The sequence below is a fragment of the Amycolatopsis melonis genome (assembly GCF_040064235.1).
Lineage (GTDB): Bacteria > Actinomycetota > Actinomycetes > Mycobacteriales > Pseudonocardiaceae > Amycolatopsis > Amycolatopsis melonis.
In genome coordinates this window covers 546358-566515 of sequence record NZ_JBDZYD010000002.1, presented here as the reverse complement: position 1 = coordinate 566515, position 20158 = coordinate 546358, and the positions used below count along the sequence as shown (strand labels likewise).

The 20158-nt window shown below is 65.6% G+C and carries 11 protein-coding genes; 3 read left to right on the top strand and 8 right to left on the bottom strand.

The features are described from left to right. Nucleotides 1-62: 62 nt before the first annotated feature. The gene (locus ABJI51_RS07155) at nt 63-578 is read left to right on the top strand and encodes a hypothetical protein (RefSeq protein WP_348948463.1); all 516 of its coding nucleotides are present in this window, start codon (nt 63-65) and stop codon (nt 576-578) included. Further along, nucleotides 569-1669: an MAB_1171c family putative transporter gene (locus ABJI51_RS07150; protein WP_348948461.1), complete on the top strand. Its 1101-nt coding sequence runs from the start codon at nt 569-571 to the stop codon at nt 1667-1669. Before ABJI51_RS07155 ends, ABJI51_RS07150 begins: the two co-directional genes overlap by 10 nt. A 26-nt stretch (nt 1670-1695) precedes the next feature. Here ABJI51_RS07150 and ABJI51_RS07145 read toward each other — a convergent pair whose 3' ends face one another. The 7 genes from ABJI51_RS07145 to rlmN form a co-directional block, all read right to left on the bottom strand. Beyond that, on the bottom strand, nt 1696-2166 hold the full coding sequence (locus ABJI51_RS07145; RefSeq protein ID WP_348948459.1) for a hypothetical protein: 471 nt from the start codon (nt 2164-2166) through the stop codon (nt 1696-1698). 670 nt (nt 2167-2836) lie between these two features. Next, on the bottom strand, nt 2837-3607 hold the full coding sequence (locus ABJI51_RS07140; RefSeq protein ID WP_348948457.1) for a barstar family protein: 771 nt from the start codon (nt 3605-3607) through the stop codon (nt 2837-2839). Nucleotides 3608-3654: 47 nt separating this feature from the next. Beyond that, complete coding sequence (locus ABJI51_RS07135; protein WP_348948455.1) at nt 3655-10365, bottom strand: RHS repeat-associated core domain-containing protein; 6711 nt, start codon at nt 10363-10365, stop codon at nt 3655-3657. A gap of 102 nt (nt 10366-10467) precedes the next feature. After that, a complete protein-coding gene (locus tag ABJI51_RS07130) occupies nt 10468-14724 on the bottom strand; it encodes a LamG domain-containing protein (RefSeq protein WP_348948453.1) in 4257 nt (1418 codons plus the stop codon). A gap of 202 nt (nt 14725-14926) precedes the next feature. Continuing rightward, nucleotides 14927-15601, bottom strand: coding sequence for a hypothetical protein (locus tag ABJI51_RS07125; protein ID WP_348948451.1), 675 nt, complete (start codon nt 15599-15601; stop codon nt 14927-14929). Between the two features lie 67 nt (nt 15602-15668). Further along, entirely contained in the window at nt 15669-15944 is a 276-nt protein-coding gene (locus tag ABJI51_RS07120) for a hypothetical protein (protein ID WP_348948450.1), read from the bottom strand. Nucleotides 15945-15974: 30 nt separating this feature from the next. After that, on the bottom strand, nt 15975-17081 hold the full coding sequence (gene rlmN / locus ABJI51_RS07115; protein ID WP_348948448.1) for a dual-specificity RNA methyltransferase RlmN: 1107 nt from the start codon (nt 17079-17081) through the stop codon (nt 15975-15977). Between the two features lie 168 nt (nt 17082-17249). Between rlmN and ABJI51_RS07110 the strand changes: the two genes are divergently transcribed. Beyond that, complete coding sequence (locus ABJI51_RS07110; protein WP_348948446.1) at nt 17250-17786, top strand: hypothetical protein; 537 nt, start codon at nt 17250-17252, stop codon at nt 17784-17786. On the opposite strand, the gene ABJI51_RS07105 is transcribed toward ABJI51_RS07110, so the two are convergent. Continuing rightward, entirely contained in the window at nt 17783-20086 is a 2304-nt protein-coding gene (locus ABJI51_RS07105) for a transketolase-like TK C-terminal-containing protein (RefSeq protein ID WP_348948444.1), read from the bottom strand. The two genes, ABJI51_RS07110 and ABJI51_RS07105, sit on opposite strands and share 4 nt — an antisense overlap. Nucleotides 20087-20158: the final 72 nt, after the last annotated feature.

Below are 20158 nucleotides of genomic sequence, written 5' to 3'. Positions count from 1 at the left end.
CAGGGGGTCGTCTACCGTAGGGGCCGGCGCTGGACGAAGCACGTCGAACGGCAGGATGACTGGTGAGGGAACGCGAGCTACGGCGCCGCTGCAGGCGGCTACTGAACGAGCTGGGCATCCGGCCGCCGCTCGACGTCAGTGACCTGTGCCGCAGTGTCGGGGACCTGCGCGGCCGCCCGATCCGGCTGCTCGCGCACCGGATTCCGGTGCCGGGCCCGTTCGGGGCCTGGATCGCGACCGCCCAGGCCGACTACATCGTGTACCAGCGCGACACGAGCAAGGCCCACCAGCGCCACATCATCCTGCACGAGCTGGGCCACATGCTGGCAGGCCACCAGGGCACGGTGGAGGACGACAGCCTGCTCGCCCAGCTGACCCCCGACGTGGCCCCGGCGTCGGTCCGGCAGACCCTGCTGCGGACGTCCTACGACAGCGACCACGAGCGCGAAGCCGAGACGGTCGCGACGATCATCCTGGAGTGGGCGTCGGTGCTGGACCGCGTCGCGCCGAAGGCCTCGGACGAGGACACGGCGCAGCGCATCGAGGCGGCGCTGAGCGAGCGGCTGGGGTGGCTGTGAACAGCAAGATCGCGCTCATCGTGATCCAGGGCCTCGTCCTTTTCCCGGCCCTGGTGTGGAAGACCTACCAGGCCACCCGCGCGCCGAAGGACGTGGCCCGCTGGATGGTGACGGCCTGCCTGGCCTGTTTCGCGGCGGCGTACCCGCTCGGCCTCCTGGCGGGTGACGTGAACCAGCCGGATCCGGGGCTGATCGTCCCGCTGCTGTTCCAGCACATCTTCCTGTGCGGACTCGTGTATTCCCTGGCCTGCTTCTTCCTGTTTTCGGCCCTCCCGGCGGCCCGAGCCCGCCGCCGGGCCCGCCTGGAGGCAGTGCCCCTGGCGGCGGCGATCCTGGTGATGGCGGCGGTCACGGTGCTGATGCCCGACGTCCCGCCATCGGCGTACCCCCGCACCGGAGTCTCGATCTTCTACCTCGCGGCGGACCTGTACCTGACGTACGGCATCGCGAGCGCCTGCGTTTTCGCCTGGCGCTACGCCGGCGGCGCGGCCCCTCGCCTGGCCCGTGGCCTGCTGGTGGCCTCGGTGGGTTTCGCGTTCGGCGCGGTCGGCGGAGCAACGCTGATCGCGGTGATCCTGGTCCACTGGGCAGGCGCGGCGATTCCGTGGTTGCTGGTGCAGGCCACGGTGTTCCTGGTGTTCCCGAGCGCGATCCTGCTGGTGGTCGGCCTGTCGTACCCGGGCGTCGCGACCCGCGTGGACGCGACCCGCGTGTGGTGGCAGCACCTGCGCGCGTACCACCGTTTGGGTCCACTGTGGACAAGGCTGCACGAGGCATTCCCGGAGGACGCGCTGACCCGCACGCCGTTGAGCGGATGGCGGGACAGGTTGAGCGTGCTGGGCGTGCACCGCCGTTACTACCGGAGGGTCATCGAGTGCCGGGACGGGCTGGTCCGGATCAGCCCGTACCTGGCCCAGGTGAAGCAGGGGTCACTGGCGGAACGCCTCACCGAAGCACTGAGCGCCCACGCCCGGCGGGAACCGGTACCGGAGGAAGGGATGCCGGTAGCCCTCCCGGAGGGCGGCAGCCTCGACGACGACGTGCGGGAACTGGTGGCGCTTTCGGAGTCGCTGAAGCCGGTTACCGCTTGATCTGTGCCGTTCTCAGCGCGAGCCACTCAGTCGCCAGAGGCACGAATCGACAGCAGACGCCGTTCGGCCGCAGCCCTGATTCGCTTCGTGGCCCCCGTCGCACTCAGGGCTTCGAGAATGGCCTCATCCCGAGCCGAATCGGCGGCCCGCAGTTGCAGCCAGGTCGACCAACTCCGAGTATCGAACTCCTCTTCGCCGGACGTCGCGCTTGTCTTTGTGATGGTTTCCCATATCGACAGCTCACGAGCCCGTGTCGCCGCATATTCGCGGGACTTCCCGGCAGGAAGCGCCGCAACATAGTCCGGTCTCTGCGAAGCCGGCACGACTTCCATGACCTTCAAGACCACAGAGGAAGCAATCGAGATATCCGGCTCGGACCTGACCAGCTCCAGCAACGCTGGCCACTCGTCGGGAATTTCGATCGCCCGGGCGTATATCTCCCAGCGAGCGTGACCACTTTCAAGGTCAGCACCGCCGCCACCCAGCCTTTCGGCCATGAATCTCAACCTTTACCTAAATGAGCAGGAAACCACAATAATTCACCTTGTGAATTTAACCGACGTGCAACCATGCTCTTACGATTAACCCTTCAGGTTGAGCGGTTTCATTCTGGTCGACCTGGATATCGTCGCATTTGATCCCGCCCCGATGAGCGCCATCGTGGACCGAAGCGGGCAGTTGCGTACAAACGCCTAGAAATGTGCACGAGCGCACAGTACATGCGCAGGCTTCAATGCTTGAGTCGCGGTAGCGCCGGCGTCGAGGCGGTGGACGGCCTCGGCGATCGTGGCGCAGTATCCAAAAAAGCCTGAACTTAGTCACCAGCTCGAAGCCAGCCTGCTTCGACCAATGACGAGAACGGGTTCCCGGACCCGACGGGGCACCGGCCCGGTACCACCCGCCCACGCCCGCCCAGTCTTGGTGAGATCACCTCATTGAAGCCGATTAGCGATCGACCTGTGCCATTCTATCAATTCACGGCTTCAACAGAGTTCCAAATCCAATATTACTCAAGCATCGCAGAGAAGTCAGCTACCAACCTTCTATTGCTACATCCACGCCAGGGGCGATCGACGGCGGGCACATCTCCTCGTTCACCAGCTTCCGCGCCAGCCGGGCAAACCTCACTACCATATGACCAATGATCGACAATTAACAAAGCCCCACTTATACGAATTCTAACACTATGGAAAACTCATCCATCACAGCAATGAGAGAATCCAAGAAGTCTGCGTCGAGAACTTGCCGAGAAGTATCGAAATCACGCCACACGATCTTCGACAACGAAGCTCCGCCAAGATTAGATCGAATACAGTCGACAAGCGCGTCAAGATTTGACCCAAAATACCCCCCCGGCCCATTTACCGCCTCACCTAGAGCACAAAAGAAAGACGCCTTGGTCAGCACTACTTTTCCGGCCAGATAAACAACACTCCGATCCGCCTCAGTTGCGACATGCAAACGCTCGCCGAAAAACCAAGAGTTCTGCGCAACATGAAGCCATGCAGAATGGTAGCTTGCCGGCCAATGCGCCCACTCATTACTCTTTAATTCAGCAGATGCCCAGCGACGCCACACCGCCACTGCATCACGACACTCACATCGACCATCGAATTGCCGGAACACAACACTGTCAAGTACCGGGCCCGACGACGAGTTCATCGCTCTGTCAGAAATTGCCCGGCCAACCCAATATTCACCAATCTTTGTTCGCTTCCGGTCAATAATGTGAAGCGTTGCTTCTTCAACCTTGACGCGTCCCGACTGAAACTCGGTAACACCGCGAAAAACAACGTCGGGATATCGACCCGCCGAGACCCCGAAAAAGCCATCGATCTCTCGCGCGCTCAGAATTAACAGTCCAGAACTCTCGTCGAACAGGGAAAACATTACGAAGTCAACCTCGGGCACCTCGAATTTTCCAGTGTATGCAGTCATTAATTCCAGTCACCACAGATCAGCACGTAAGCCGAACATTAACGAGATTATTTCCATCCCCAACCAGGGAAGTGGGGCGCACCGAAGCGCTGGATCTTCTGATAGTGTGTCGCAGTCCATCCATAAACTTTAACTCCATTAGGTAGCGTCTTTTCGAGAATTCTTTCGGTGTTAGGCCTTCCTGGAACACGGTACTCCTTCGATCCAGTCCACCAAGGATATTCCTGACCACTATAGATGTCATGCGAGGTGAGCCGTCCTGCCTTGACATCATCATAGGCTTCCGCGATCTTGTGGTTCATTCCAAGAGGGAGCGCATCCGACAGTTTTCCAGCCTGACAGGGGTCATTGTTGTGCACCAGGACAGGAATCTTTGAGGCCAACACGTAGTAGGCGTGCAGGCCGCCGACGCTCAGGTCGTATGTGGCGTCACCGGCGTCGTGGTGATCGACCCCTCCGATCGTGGCTTCGCGGCCGAGAGCCTGAACCTGGTCACCAGCCCGAAGCTGGCCTGCTTCGACCCAATGATGAGAACGAGTTTCCCAGATCTGGTGGTGCTCGGTCGTGCGGATCGGCTCCTGGCTGCCGTCCAGAAGAAGGTCTACCCGATCGTGATCGTCCTGGGTGACGTGTACTGCGGTCACCTTGTGGTGCTCGACCGCCTTGGCATCGGGACTCGTGTTGGCGATCTCATCACCGACCTTGATCTCCGAGATGGGCTTCGCCGTCCCGTCGGCCATCAAGACCCGCGTGTCGCCGGTGAAGCTGTGCGGTACCGCGCACGCCGTGCGGGCCAGATCCGCCAGACCGTCTTCACCCCGGGCCGCGTCATCGACGACACCCACGAAGCGCGCGGCGCGTCCCAGCTTCTCGGAAGCCGCCAACGCTTCGACGGCTTTGCCTGCCTTGAGGTACGGCGCCACCGTCAACGCAGCGCCCAGACAGGCACCCCACGTCGGGTCACTGCTGCAGTCGACGATGTCGGGGATGCCGGTCATCTGCCAGCCGAGCTCCAGGATCTCCTGGATTGTCATACCCTCATTGTGGAACTCGCGGTAGATCGCCGCGGCGCGCTCCCGCGTCGGCGGCTTACTGCCCTTTCTCGTCACGTCCTGGTTTTTCGCCAGACAATACCGGCTCCAGTTGCAAGCCCAGATCGAGGACGACCGGTACTGTCCGTAATAGCGGTCGTCACTGGCATTGCCCGTGCTCGCCGTGTAGCCGTAGTTGGCACATGCCCGGCGGTCCTCGGCATTCTTGCAGGTGTCGAGCATCGGTTCGAGTCCGGTCGGATCCGGGTTCGCCAGCGGGTTGTCGAACCCGTAGGTATAGGCATTGAGGTGAGCCGGATTGCCGGGTTCCAGCAGCGGGTCCGGCGTTGTGAAGCTGCCGATGGCGGGGTCGTACTCGCGGGCTCCCAAGTGCGTGAGCCCGGTCGGGTTCTGGTAACCGCCGAGGAAGCCGTGGTTGTCCACCCACGGCCCCGTCGGCGTGCCGCGCGGGACACCATAGGGATCCTGGAATCGCTTGTGTACCGTCAGGTCGGCGGCATCAACGCTGGCATACGCCGTCCCCTGCTCGTCAGTCAGCAGCCAGGATACCCCGGTGGCCGCCGTACGCTCGGCGATCGGATGGCCGTTGTAGCTGTAGTAGCGAGTGCCGGTGGCGAAGCTGCCACCCGCCGGCACGCGCAGCTCGAGGTCGCCGACGGTGAGGGTGACTCCGGACGGGTCCCGGGCGATGAGCCGGTTGCCGTCAGCGTCGTAGACATAGGTGCTGGTTTTGCCGTCGGCCTCGGTCACCGAAGCGAGCTTGCCTTCAGCGTCGTAGGAAAACGTCTGACCGGCCGTACCGGAACCACGGGTCTTCGTACGTCCGTCGTCGTAGTAGGTGTTGCTGGTCGTGCCCGCCGAGCTGGTCACAGTCTGTGCAGCGTGCGGCCGCGGGTTGCCCGGGGCCGGGTAGGTGGTGGTCGTTGTCGCATCGCCACCGGTCGTGTGCTGGACCTGTCTGATCCGGTTGCCATTGAGGTCGTAGTCCCACGACGTCCAGTACTGCGCTGCACCGCCGAGTCCGCTGACCACCGGGTCGGGTGCGCAGTCCCCCGCCTTCGGCGTCCATGCCCCGGTGAGCCGCTGCAGCCGGTCGTACTGGAAACACTGCACGTCGGCAGTGCCGTCCTGCGGTGTGTCGGCGAGCCTGGTCAGGTTGTCGTCGGGCCGGTAGGTGTACGTCCGGTTCGTGATGTCGTGTCCGGTGGTCGTGGCACGCTGGGCCAGCGTGGTGGCGAGCCTGCCGGTGCCGTTCTCGTAGGTGTTGGTCACCGCCACCTGGTAAGGGCTGGTGGGATCCTGGAAGTCGGTGCGCAGGACTTGTGCCTGCGGGTTGTACTGGGTGTTCGACACCAGATGGAGCGGGGAGCCGCCGACGACCGCGGTGTTCAGCATGGTCGCTTGACCGAGCGTGCCGTAGTCGTGGTGGATGGTCTCGGCGGGAAGACCGCCCTTGGCCGGGCTCGTCGTGTCGGTCACCGCGCCACTCAGCGCGTCATAGGTGGTATTGAAGGTGTAGGTGCCGCCAAGGCCGGTCTCGAAAGCGGGGATCGTGTAACGGAGGCCGGTGACGCGACCGGCAGCGTCGTAACCGGTGACGGCAGTCGAGTAAGCGCGGCCCGCGACGTAGCGCGTGGAGCCGGCCGGCTGACCGGCCAGCACCGTGTCGTAGGTCCATTCGGCGAGCTTGGTGCCGGTGACGGCACCTTGGTATTCGCCGGTTTTGCGGCCGATGTTGTCGTAGCTGTACGCGAGAGTCCGGTTCTGGGCGTCCGTGGTCGTGGCCAGCCGGTCGACGTCGTCGTAGGAGTAGCTCGTCTTCCCGGTATCCGGATCAGTGGTGACGGTCTTGCGTCCACGCAGGTCGTAGCTCGCGGACCAGACGTTCTTGCCGGTGGAGTCGGTCACCGTGGCGAGCTGGCCGCCCGGTGTATAGGTGTAGGCGGTGACGTCACCCGGGTCGTTCGGACCGGTGTGGTCGCGGTCGTGGAACTGGACGGTCCGGACGTTCTGCCCCAGGCCGTTGGTCACCGCCGCGGTCGCGATGCCTCCCGCGGGCGGAATCGTCACGGCGCGGTCGCCGTCGTATCGGGTCGTCGTGCGCCACTGCTCGGCACCGTTGAGCACGAACGCCGAACCGGTCGTCCGGCCGGCACTGTCGTAGGTGGTGAACGTGGAGTTGGGCACGGCGTTGTGCTGAACGACCTGCAGCGTTGCCGAAGGGCCCGACGCGCCGTTCCAGTAGTTGTTGTGCGTGATGTAGAGGCGACCTTGGGAGTCGAAGAGGGTGTCAGTGATCGTCCTGCCGCCCTGCGTGTAGGGCGTCGGCGTCTGTGTCTGAACAGTTCTGCCCAGTCCGTCGACAAGAGCGTAGCTGGTGGTGTACGAACCGTTGGCCAGCAGCGTCTTGGTCGCGATCGAGCTGACCTTCCCGGTGTCCGCCGTGACCGAGTATTCGTAGAGCGTCGACGCAGGCTGGTTTTGCGCCCTGCTGTGCCCAGGACTCCAGACCGCGGTCAGTCTGGCCAGCGGATCGTAAGCAGCGTCCGTGCGAAGGCCGCTGTTGTCCGTCTCGGCGAGAATTGCTCCGCTCACCGGATCGAGTTCCTTGGTCGAGGTGAACGTCCTCTGGTCAGTGGTGCTGACCTGAGGTGTGGTCGTGGCGATCCTCGTAACGGGGCCACCGGTTTTCGGTGTGTACACCGTGCGCGTCGGGAGGTTGCGGTGATCGGCCACCGTCACGCTACGGCCGTACTCGTCGAACGTCGCCATGTGCGCCGGGCTCTGGAACTGCTCGGCTCCGCCGGACGGCCAGCTGTCGAGGACGTCGGTCTGGCTGACATCTCCGACTGTCGGCGGCGTTCCGTACGGCGTCGAGTCGAAGGAGTTCTTGGTGTCGGAGACGATGTTCGCGCTTGTCACCGGCGCATCACAAGTACCAGCAAATGTCCTGGACCGTTGGACCGCGTTCAGCAACCAGATGTCGCGATTTGCCAGGTACGTGGTGGTCGTGCAAGTCACCTGATCCGGTACGGGAGTGTCCTCGACGACGACGCCTGCGTTCTCCGTGGCGATCTCGAGCCCGTAGTCACCGAACGTGGTCTTTTTCCGACCAACCCTCCATTGCTGTGTCGCGTCGATCCAGGTACGGGTCCGCTGTACGGCTGTGCCGGTGTAGAACGACTGGAATCCGTTGCCGTCCGTGGCGGTGGCTTCCTTGCTCCGCCATGGATCGTTGATCTTCTCCTCGATGACCTTGCCGTCGAGGTAGGTGAGCTCCTCACGGACGAATCCGGCGTACTGGTCGAGATCGGTGACGCTCTCTCCCCAGTAGCTCGGCACGGAGACACCCTCCATACCCCGCAGGTACCGAGTTTCGGTGACAGTGCGGGGACCGGACGGATCGCCGGAGGCCGCACCTTTGGTCGTTTTGACGTCGCCGTAACCCCGGAACTGCGACCACGTCCGATAGTTCGGGTTGACCAGCGGGTTGTCGTCGTGGTGCCAGGCTGCGCCACCAAAGTAGTCATAATGGGTGACGATCGCCTGGGACAATGGTGTGTTTCCGTCTTCCTTGACTTCGACAACCGGGAACTTGTTGAACCAGTCGCGGATCGGGTCGGTCGCCCCGCCGGGAGTCCAGAAAGTGGGGTAACAGGCGAGCTTGTTGTCCTCAGGCGAAGCGGGCATCTTGACGCCGACAACGCACTCGGGCTCGGCGTAAGTGACGCTTGTGACTCCACCGGTCGAACTGGTGACCGAGTCGATCCGCTGCCGGGTCAAGGCCGTGTAGCCGGTCGTGGTGTCGACGCGGTTGGCCTTTGGGACACCGTGGAATCGCGTGGACGGCAGCGAGATCGGCGGACGAGTACTCGACGTGTTGGCCAGGCCCGTCTCGGTGATCGAATCGAGCCAGAGGGCCGGGCTGCCGCCACTCCCGGGAGTAGGATAGGACTGGCCGAGCGCCCAGGACATGACTGGTTTCCATCCGCCTGCACCGTCGGCGACCTGCGCTGTGATGGTCGTATAGCGCTTGCGGCTGAAGAAGGTCGGAGATGCGTTCAGGCATTTGATGCCGGTGGCACAAATGCGGTCGAAAGGAACGTCCGGCCAGCGTGTGGCGGTGTCCTTCGTCAACTGGGCCGGGTCGCAGGTGAAGGTGCTGGTGGGCAGGCACCGTTCCGAGGTACCGAAGACCACTCGCGCCGGTGCGGTCGAATACACATTGGCGACGCGAGTGTTGAAGCCGTACTCGACGCGCGAGAGATAGCCGCCCCGGACGTACGAGCTCGGAGAGCCGGTGTTCCCATTGACCGCATAGGCGTTGTTCTCGACGTCGTAGTAGAAGGCAGTGGCATTGCCGTGGGTGTCGATCGCGTAGTCGAGGTTCCAACGCCACGCCGTGTTTGCGCACAACGAGTCGGCAAAGGCCGTGTGATAGCACGGCTCTCCGCTGTTGTTGCCGTAGACAGGTTCGGTCCATGTGGAGCGGGTTTCCGGATTGCCCTGCTGCCAGCCGGGAAGGTGATTCAGACCAAAGAAGTACTGTGTTCCGTCGAGGGTGGTGAGCTTCCACGCCTCACCACCCTGCGCACCATTCGCGGCGTTGGTGAGCTTCTCGATCTTCGCGCCCTTGTCGATCTTGGTGTGCCAGCTTTCAGGGTGGTCCTTATCGTGCACCAGCATGTCGTTGGCCCCGCCGAACGACAGGGTCGCATTGTCCGAGAACCAGCAGAGATCACCGTTCAGCTTGTTCTGACCGTTGTTCCCTCCCAGGTCGTCCGCGCAAGACTTGTATGACCGCTCGATGAATCCGCCACCGGACAGAGCCCAACCGTCCCCGATCGGCGACGCCTGGTTGTTCGTCGCGGAGGTCAATCCGTCCACGGCGTCCGAGGAGTAGTCCAGGCTCAACACCGGCCCGGTGCCGCTCGGACCTGCCGGCGTCTTGATGGGATAGGAATAGGTGAAAGCTCCGGTGGATCCGCCGGAGCTCCACGAGCCGGCGGGCTTGAGATCGGTCGCCTTGAAATCCCCGCCGTCCCCTTTGTCGCCGGCTTCGGCCGCGACCACGGCCGACGTCTCAGCCGTCGCGAAGGCCACCTGTCCGGTGACGTGACCACTCTTCGAGTCGTTGTGTGAAGACAACGGCGTTTTCTGCCGGCACTGGGGCACGTCCGGAGTGGTGAGGACGCACGCCGGATATCGGACCAACCGAAGCCGGCCACGGTAGTCACCACCGTAGGCGGAGGCGAACGATCTGTAGTCGACGTCGAAGTCGAGCGGGCCTCCTGTGTCGCCGCGCAACTTGGACAGCCGGACGAGCATTCCCTGGACGCCGGCTCGGTCCGCATCAGCCTTCGCGAGGACTTCCACCCGGACCGATCCCGCAGCGTGCGCCACCGGGGCACCCGTTGCCGTATCGCGTCCTCCGCGCGCGATCGTCACCGGAGGTGCCGCCGCTGCCTTGCCTACCGATGCGTCCGCGGCCACGGGAGGAAGTTCGACATCCGCGCTCGCGGCCGCAGGCCACGACACCGACGGCGTCGGTGCGGTCGCCGTCGTGGCCGGTTGCGATCTGAGACCGCCGGGCTGGACGTCGACCGACCTCGTTTCCTGCAAGGGGGGAAGATCCCAGCCCAGGCCATGCCAGCCGGCTGCGGCTGCCGGGACCGCGGTCGCCTGCTGGCCGGCACCCAGCAGCACGACGACGACTGCCCCTGCTACGACTCTGACGCGTCTGCTCGCCCTCGAGTGTGTGCGCATTACCTGTCCTGCCCTAGGAAGATTCGAAGTGATCGCGGTGAGTCAGCTCTGGAAGAGCAGCCGGGGATCGTCGTTTACCGAGTCGTTCCGTGCGTCGACGATGCTGCGCAATCCGGAGTACACGCGCACGCCTGCCAGACCGCCGTACCACGTATCGCTGCGCTGTCCCGTCCATACCCCGTGGCCAAGCAGGAGACCACCGACGGAATCCCGGGCCACTATCCCACCGCCATCGGGCGTGTTCACCGCAAGCTTCTGTTTTGTGCCGTTGACATAGAGCGCCATGTAGCCGGTCGCGGCGTCATAGGTGGCCACCAGATGGGTCCACGTGTTGTCGGCCGCGTCGGCATCGCTCAACATGATGCGGCTGTCATTGCCGGTCGCGGACGGCGACAGCAGGAAACTCCACCTGCCGTGCTGGACGCCCGCGCCGTCGGCCCACGGCCGGTAGCCGAGGAGCAGTGGCGAGAACTGGGAATCGGACGTGCTGACGACGGCACGGGGTGACGGGTCGACCGGCCCGTTGACAGACGCATCGGAGGCGGTCCAGGTGTGCTTGACCCATGCCTCGACCGTGAACGACTTGTCGGTCCGCCAGGTGGCGGGTTTGGTGGCCGTGATTTCGCCACCGTTGACGGTGAACTGCGCCGCACAACCAGCCGGCATTCCTGCACCTTCGGTTTCGGTCACGAGCGACACCCCGCCGGTCGCTGTGGCCGCGGTCTGCGTGACAGATTCGAAGTAGCGCAGCCCGTTCATCGACGCTATCTGATCGTCCGTCAGTTTCGCGGACCAGATGCGCCCCTGATCGAGCACGCCCTTGAACGGATTCTTGCCGCCGGCTTCGGCTCCGAGCAGCAGCGGCCCGTTTGCTGTCCAGGCCGCGGGAACGCTGACATCCGCCTCGTGCAGGCCGTTCACCGACAAGCGGATACGCAACGTCGGCCGGTCGAACGACGCTGTGAGCAACGTCCACTCACCGGCTCGCGGCGCGGACATGCCGGTCGCCCAGGTCCAACCGGCGGTGACTTCGTCGGCCTGCGCCATGCCGAACGCCCAGCGATTTGCGGCTTTGTCGTAGCGCAGGACGAAGTTCGCTGCATTGCTGCCGGCTTGGGAAAAAACGGTGTAACCGGTGTTGAGGTCTGCGGGATTGACCCAGACGGACACCGTGAACGAGTCCGCGGTGTTCACCACAGGGCCACCGGTGGCGCCATAACCACTCGTGCCGTCGAGCTGCAGGCCTCCACCACCGTGACCAGGCACCCAGGCGTATCCACCGGTGAGGGTGATCGCATGGCTGTACCCCGTGCTGTCCGCAGCGACGTTCCCGCTGGTCTGTCCCAACGTCCACGCCGCACGAAGGGAGGACACCCGTGAATTACCGGCGATCAGCTCCGGTCCGCATCCTTCGGCAAGGCCGTAGTTCGCCAGCAGGACCGAGACGCCGGCGAGATCGTGCACGTCCTGCAATGACAGAGTTCGCTGCCAGACCTGAACATCATCGAGCCGGCCGTGGAAGAAGTCGGCGCGGGCACCGGCCCACTTCGCCGCACCCAGCACGGTCGGACCGTTCGTGGTCCAGGGCTGGGCGATGACCGTGCTTTGCTTGGCACCGTCGACATACAGCGTCGCAGTCCGGGTCGAGGCGTCGTAAGTCGCGGTAAGTTGTGTCCACACTCCCACTTGCGGTGGCCTCAGGGAGACAGCACGTGCGTCGCCAGGCGCGGCCTGATCGCCTGTTGTGATCCGAAGCGCCCAAGCGTTGCGTTCCTTGTTGTACTGAAGCATGAAAGGCGCGGATTGGGTTCCGTCTTGGCTGACGACAGTCTGCGAATGCGTCGTATCGGTGAGCTTCGCCCATGCCGCCACTGAGAACGACTTCGACGGATCGATCACGCGATCACTGGTCTGGACGTAACCGCTGGTGCCGTCGAGGTCGATCGCGCCCTTCACTCCCTCGCCGTAGCCACCGGTGTCGGGGTGCGTCCAGCTGTTGCCGTGGTTATAGCCCGGCTGCCGGGTCACTCCGCCGGACGCGGTCGCCGTGTGGGCAGGCAGAGTCGCGTTTCCCGGCGTGGAGGACGCGGTGTCGGTCAGTGTCGTGCCGGAGGATTCGTCCGCGCCCCACGCTGCGAGCAGGTTCGTGCCCGGCGTCAGCGGCTGGACGTGGTAGGAGCAGGACGGGCCGTCCAGTTTGGGATTGGAGTCCGGCAGCACCACGCACGTCGCGTTCGGGCTGGGTGTACCGGCCTTGTTGACCGACTTCACCTTGATCAGATTTTGGTTGCCGCTCAGCGCGACGGTCTTCAGGCTTGCCGTAGCGACCATCCTGCCGTTCGCGTCGGTACCCTGTACCGCAGCCGCGGTCGGCGACCCTTGAGGCTGCGGCTCCGAGCCGTCCGTGGTGTAGATGAAGTGGTCGATGTCGTAAAGCCCTTCAGTCGCCATCGACGCCCACACGCTGAAGTCGACCGCGTCACCCTGGACCTTCGGATCGGTCGAAGACGCCATCGCCACGCTCGGCGGTAACGGAATCTTCGTGTCCACCGTGAATTCGCAGTTGCCGACCCAGCTCGACCAGAGCTCGCCGTCGGTGACCTGCATCGACCAGTTGTAGATCCCATCCTCGTTGACCCATCCAGCGGGCAACGCGGCCAGCTGGGCGGTCGCCTGCTGATTCGGCCCCGCAGTTCCCACTGATACCAGGTTTGCACCATTGTCGTGGGTGTAGACATTGTGGCCGAGCGCTCCGAAGGCCACCGCGAACTTCGCCTTCACCGTGCCACCGTCCGGATCGGACACACGGCCGGCGATCTGAGGCGTCTTCGTGTAGACCCACGGACGATTCGCCCCCGAAGTGCATGGCAAAAGACCGTTCTGCATCGACAGGCTCGCCGGCGGATTCGGGTAGGAGTCGTAGTTCACCTGGAAGTAGGGGTTCAGGTCGAACCGCCGCCAGGCAGCCACCCCATCGCCTTCGTTGGCGGCTGCGAGCACGAACCACGTGTTCGCCCAACGATTCGCGGCGGCGTCCTTGGCCGCTCTCGTCGCATCGAACTGGCCGATCACGTTCCCGGCGTCGTTGCAGTTCGCGACGTTCATCGTCGAAACCTGGTACACCCAGCCTGGCTGCGCTGCCCAGGTGGTGTCGGGGTTCGCGGGATTCGACAGCCACAAACCGGTCGGCTGCGGCGAACAGCTGTAGCTGTGCTGGATCGTGGTGTTCAACGTGGCGCTGTGCACGACGGTGCCTGCGCTGTCGTAGTTCTCGTAGCCTGCTTTGAGATTCGACAGGTCTCCGGTCGACGCGTTCCAGTTCTTTGCGCCCGGATAACCGGACTGGACCACCACGTGCGACTGGATTCCGCACGAGGTGCACCAGTTGTCGGGGTCCAGGGAAACCGGGTACCGCGTAGCCGGATCGGCCAGGAACGCCTGGTCCGGACTGATCGTCACTTCGTCGTGCGCCAAGGCGACATCCATTACCGCCTCACGACGGCCACCACCCTCGCCGAGCTGCTGTTCCGCAGGCGAACCGGCACCACTCGAATCCCACATGCGAGACGCGTCACCAGCGAAAACCACCTCTCCTGCAGCGTCCCTGACCTCGAGGCCGTCGGTCGGAGCGCTCTGTGCCGGAGTACCGCGGCCTTCCCCTTCGACGACCGAAACCGTCGTGTTCCTGGTGTGCAGTCCGAACGAGATTGCGCGTAGCCGCGGATTCTTTGCCGCTTCGGGCGACTTGATGATCAGGTTCTCGGTGTATCCCTGAGGCGCGGCCTTCACCGTGAGGTCTACGCCGGGCAGCACCTCCGCGTACACGGCGGTGTCACCATCCAGCGTAGGCGCCGGGAGATCATTGGCCCACTTCAGCCCGACTTCCTTGCCGCCCTGACCTTCTTGGACGATGGGCAAGTTCGCCGATCCGGAGCCCCCCGGATTGAGCGCCACGTCGACCGTGACCGCCTTCGGTCCGATCGACCCATCCGCCCGGCGTACCAGTGTCGTGTCCACCGGAACCCACTCGCCGGCCTGCTTCACTCTGACCGGATGGACGTACTGCGTCATCGTCCACGAACCGTCCGGATTGGCTAAGGTCTGCGATGTCTCGGTGGTCTCCGAACTCACCTCGACCGGCTTGCCGCCTTCGCGAGCGTAAGCAGCGGCCGTGACTTCGTCCGGAGCCGAGTCGGGGACTGATGTTGCAGCTTGAGCGGGCGCTACTGTCACCGCAGTTCCCGCGACCACCGCCGCGCAGAGCAAAAGAGCGCACCAAGGCACGCCAACGAAACGCACGAGATTCCCCCTCGCCAAGAGCAACCAGCACACAGCCGGGCCCCCGACGACCCGTGATCACACTGCCAAATCCGCTGACGATGCGAAATAGACCATCAGGCGTACATATCGCCGCAAATCGTTAACCAAAAACGCCAACCTGGGACTAATGGAACAAATCAGACATCTCGTGTCGATCGGCGACGGCCTGCAGCTGCGAGGGTCAGCCGCGGTCGAAGGCTGTCGCGTAGACCGGTGCCAATCTTGTCGCCAGGGCCTTCACTGCGTTCACGTTGTCGTCCCAGGCACCTGCGAAGGTGATCGCTGTGGCTCGGTTGGCGTGCCCGAGGATCAGAACGCAGTGAACCAGGCTGCCGGCGCGAAGGTTCGCACAGAACCCCGCCTGCGGGTCGGTCAGTCCTGGAACCGAAAAGTCTCCGATGATCGACAGCTGTTGATGTTCGAACGTCACCTTCCGGCACGAGGTCGCCTGCTTCACACTGGCGACCACATCTGCTCCGGTCAGTCCCGCGTATTCACCCACCAGCTGGTGGACGTCGCCCTTTCCGCCGCCGGGCACGTAGGTGACACCCTGCGCCGCCTTCTGCGCCGAGGAATCCGAAGGCAGGCCACCGCACGCCTCGATGAGATGGAACGGCGTGGTCGAACCGATCACGTACGTGACCGGCTGCCGTGCGACGGACATACCCGCCTTGGTCACTTCGTCATCGGTCGGCAAATAGGTTGTGACGTCCTTCACGACGGGCGGCGCAGTCGTTGCCGTTGTCGATGTGGGCGTCTGCGAGGCGGACGGGCTTCCGGGAGCCGTAGCGGTCTCGGTACCGGCGCAGCCGGCGAGGAGTACCGCCAGGCAGGCAGCTACGGCGATCTTGGACATGTTCTCCCCCTGGTCGCCAGCTTGATCGTCCACTGGCGAACAGGCGTTACCGACGGCGGCGCCAACGTCAGCGGTTGAGCCAGGGAGCGAGCAGTTTCTCCAGATCGGCATCCGACAGCGCCCGCGGACCTTGCTGGCATTCGTGCCAGCGGGCCGCCGTTGTGGCCGCGTGGTAGTCCACCTCGAACGCTCGCATCAGCACGTACAGGAACGTTGCCGAGCTGAATCGGTCGCCCAGCAGGTCGCGTGCCGTGCGGGCGATCTCCACCGCGCTGCGGCCCGCGGTGTCCGTCGACTTGAGTTCGTCAGCCGCCGGGTCGAGGAGGCTAGGGGCAGCAATCAACGCACTTTCTCCATCATCGAAACGAACAACTCAGCCTTCGGCAGCCAGCTGGCCGCACGCCGCCGCGATTTCCTGGCCACGGGTGTCCCGGACCGTGCAGGCGACTCCGCCCGCGTTCACCAGCCGGACGAACTCGCGCTCCACCGGCTTCGGCGAGGCGTCCCACTTGCTGCCCGGCGTCGGGTTCAACGGGATCACGTTCACGTGGACCAGCTGGCCCAGGTGCTGCCGCAGGCGGCGGGCCAGCAGCTCCGCCCGCCACGGCTGGTCGTTGATGTCCCGGATCAGCGCGTACTCGATCGACACCCGGCGCCCAGACGTGTCCGCGTAGTAGCGCGCCGCCGAGAGAACCTCGTCGACCGACCAGCGGTTGTTGACCGGGACCAGCGTGTCGCGCAGCTCGTCGTCCGGCGTGTGCAGCGACACCGCCAGCCGGACCTGCATCTTCTCGTCCGCCAGCTTCCGGATCGCCGGGGCAAGCCCCACCGTCGACACCGTCACCGACCGCTGGCCGATCCCCAGCCCCGACGGTGCCGGCTCGGTGATCCGCCGGACCGCCGCCACCACGCGCTTGTAGTTCGCCAGCGGCTCGCCCATGCCCATGAAGACGATGTTCGACAGCCGGCCGGGGCCGCCCGGCATCGTGCCGTCGCGCATCACCGCGGCCGCCGAGCGGACCTGGTCCACGATCTCCGCCGTCGACAGGTTGCGGTCGAGGCCGCCCTGGCCCGTCGCGCAGAACGGGCACGCCATGCCGCAGCCCGCCTGGCTCGAGATGCACAGCGTCGCGCGGTCCGGGTAGCGCATCAGGACGCTCTCCAGCAGCGTGCCGTCGTGGGCGCGCCACAGCGTCTTGCGCGTCGCGCCACCGTCGGCCGCCAGGGCACGGACCTCGGTGAGCAGCGGCGGCATCAGCGCGGAGACCAGGCGGTCGCGCGAAGCCGCCGGGATGTCGGTCATCTCGGCCGGGTCCACCGTCAGGCGGGAGAAGTAGTGGTTCGACAGCTGCTTCGCGCGGAAGGGCTTCTCCCCCAGCTCGGCCACCGCCTCCGCCCGCTCGGCCGGCGAAAGGTCGGCGAGGTGGCGCGGCGGCAGGCCGCGCTTGGGCGCATCGAACACGAGGGGGAGGGCAGTCATAGCTCACCCAGTGTCCCACGCCCCCGCCGGCCGCACCCCGGCCACCCGTCCCCGGTGTACTCCAGGTCACCGGGGACGCCGCTGTGTACGTTCCGTGTGGCGGGACGCCCCAAGATCACCTTCCTCCCCGATCGAGGGAGATTTTCTTGCTGTACGAAAGGTCTGTTCATGCGTCACGCCCTGATCCCCGCCCTGGCGACCGGCCTGCTCCTCGCCGTCACCGGCTGCTCCGCCACCTCGGCACCGGCTCCGGCCTCGGCAGGCACCGCCGACGCCAAGCCGGTGGAAAAGACCGCCGACAAGCCGGCCGTCAAGCCGATCGGCAAGACCATCACCGTCAAAGACGACGAGGATGCCGCCGACATCACGCTCGTCTCCGTCGGCACGGTCCAGGAGGGCACGACGCCCGGCGTCAAGGCCAAGAGCGGCAGCTTCGCCGTCTTCGACCTGAAGATCGTCGGCAAGAAGGGCGAGTTCAGCTCGAACGGCCTCTACGTCTGGATGAAGACGCCGGACGGCAAGACGGTCAAGGGCACCGACGGCACGGCACCCCTGACGACCGCCGACCCGGACCTGCCACTGAAGGACCTCGGCCCCGGCGACACGGCGAGCGGCAAGGTGCTGCTCGACGCCCAGCTGGTGCCGGGCGCGAAGATGATCTGGACCGACGCCCTGGACAAGCCGCTCGCCGAGTGGGAACTCTAGGCCGTCACGTCCAGCGCCGCCCGGATGATCGCGTCGGTGTCGATGCCGTGGTGGCGGTAGACGTCCTCGATCGATCCCGACTGGCCGAAGCCGGTGACGCCCAGCGCGACCGACGGGACCCGGTTGATCCCGGCCAGGAACGCCAGCGTGTGCGGGTGCCCGTCGAGGACCGTGACCAGCGGTTTCGCCCGTGCCGCCGGGAAGACCTGGTCGAGGATCCACGACTCGGCGCCGCCCCGCCCGGCACGGGCCTGCACCGCTTCGAACAGCAGGCCGGGGCTGGTCACGCAGACGACGTCGGCTTCGACGCCGACCTGGGCCAGCCGGTCGGCCGCCGCCAGGGTGTCCGGCACCAGCGCGCCCATCGCCGCCAGGGTGACGGCGGGGGCAGCCGCGCGCCGCAGCAGGTACGCGCCCGCCACGACCTGGCGGCGACGGCGTTCGCGCGCCGCCTGGTCGGTGGGCACCGCCGCGAGCGTCTGGTCGACCGGCCGTGTCGAGAGCCGGAAGTACGACGACGTCCCGCCCGGCTTGCCCAGGCGGGCCAGCGCGGCCAGCAGCGTCCACTCGGTGTCGATCGCGAACGCGGGTTCGTAGCTGACGCAGCCGGGCTGCTCGATGCCGATCGACGGCGTGGTGATCGACTGGTGCGCGCCGCCTTCCGGGGCGAGCGTGACCCCGGACGGCGTGCCGATCAGGATCGACTGCCCGCCCGCGTAGATGCCGAACGACCACGGCTCCAGCGCGCGCTCGACGAACGGGTCGTACATCACGCCGATCGGCAGCAGCGGCTCGCCCCAGCGGCTCCAGGTGGCACCCAGCTCGCCGAGCAGGCCGACCAGGTTCGTCTCGGCGATGCCCAGCTCGACGTGCTGGCCGGTCGGCTTCTCCCGCCAGTGCATGATCGTCTCGGGGTCGTCTTCGAACCAGTCGCGGCGCTCGGTCGCCGACCAGACGCCGACCTTGTTGACCCAGCCGCCGAGGTTCGTCGTCGAGCTGACGTCGGGGCTGACCGTCACGACGCGCTTCGCCGCTTCGGGCGCTTCGCGCGTCAGGTCGAGCAGGACGCGTCCCAGCGCAGCCTGCGTTGTCGCGGTCCCGGACGGCGTACGCCCGATGTCGACCGGCAGCTTCACCGAAGGCAGCGAAGGCACTTCGGGACGGCGGAGGCGCGAAGCAGCTTCGCGGCACAACGCGGCTTCGCGAGAGCCGTCCGCGAAGCGCTGCCACGGCGTCGAAAGGTCGGTACCGAGCGAAGCCGCGAGTTCTTCCATCTGCGCGACGGTCAGCAGCGACGAGTGGTTCTGCGGGTGTCCCTGCGTCGGCAGGCCGCGGCCCTTGACGGTGTAGCAGAAGATCACCGTGGGCCGGTCGTCCGAAATGGCCGCGAAGACCTCGTCGAGCGAGCCGAGGTCGTGGCCGCCGAGGTTGCGGATGGCGGCGAGCAGCGTCTCGTCGTCCAGCGACGCCACCAGCGCGGCCAGCGCCGCGTTGCCCGCGGGCAGCCGGTCGCGCACCTGCGCTGCGTCGCAGCGCAGCAGGCGCTGGTACTCGGGGTTCGGCATCGCGTCGATGCGGGCACGCAGCTCGGCGCCGCCGGGCCGGGTGAACAGCTCCTCCAGCAGGCGCCCGTACTTCAGCGTCAGCACCTGCCAGCCGGCCGCGGCGAACATGCCCTGCAGCCGCCCGGCGGCGATGTTCGGGACGACGCGGTCGAGCGACTGGCGGTTGAGGTCGACGATCCAGACGATCTCGCCGAGTTCGGCGACGGCCGGGTCGAGGATGGCCTCCCAGACCGCGCCCTCGTCCAGCTCGGCGTCGCCGACCAGCGAGTACTGCCGCCCGGTCCCGGCCTCGGCGCCGCGCGTGGTCAGGTAGCGGCGCGCCAGCGCGCCCCAGATCGGGGCGGTCGCGCCGATGCCGACCGAGCCGGTCGAGTAGTCCACCGGGTCGGGGTCCTTGGCGCGGCTCGGGTAGCTCTGCAGGCCGCCGAACTCGCGCAGCGTCGGCAGGTAGGCCTCGTCCAGCTCGCCGAGCAGGTAGTTGATCGCGTGGAGCACCGGCGACGCGTGCGGCTTCACCGAGACGCGGTCCTCGGGACGCAGGTGCCGGAACCACAGCGAAGTCATGATCGACACCAGTGACGCGCACGAGGCCTGGTGCCCGCCGACCTTGAGCCCGGACGGGTTGGGCCGGACCCGGTTGGCCTGGTGCACGATCGCGGTGGCGAGCCACAGCACCCGCTTTTCGATTTCGGCGAGGGTGCCCGTCGCCGGAACGGTCGCGGAGGCCTGGGTCATCGTCGACACCTTTCGTGCAGGAAGCGCCGACCAGCACAGCAGGAGTGGACGCATCGCACAACCGATACCGCG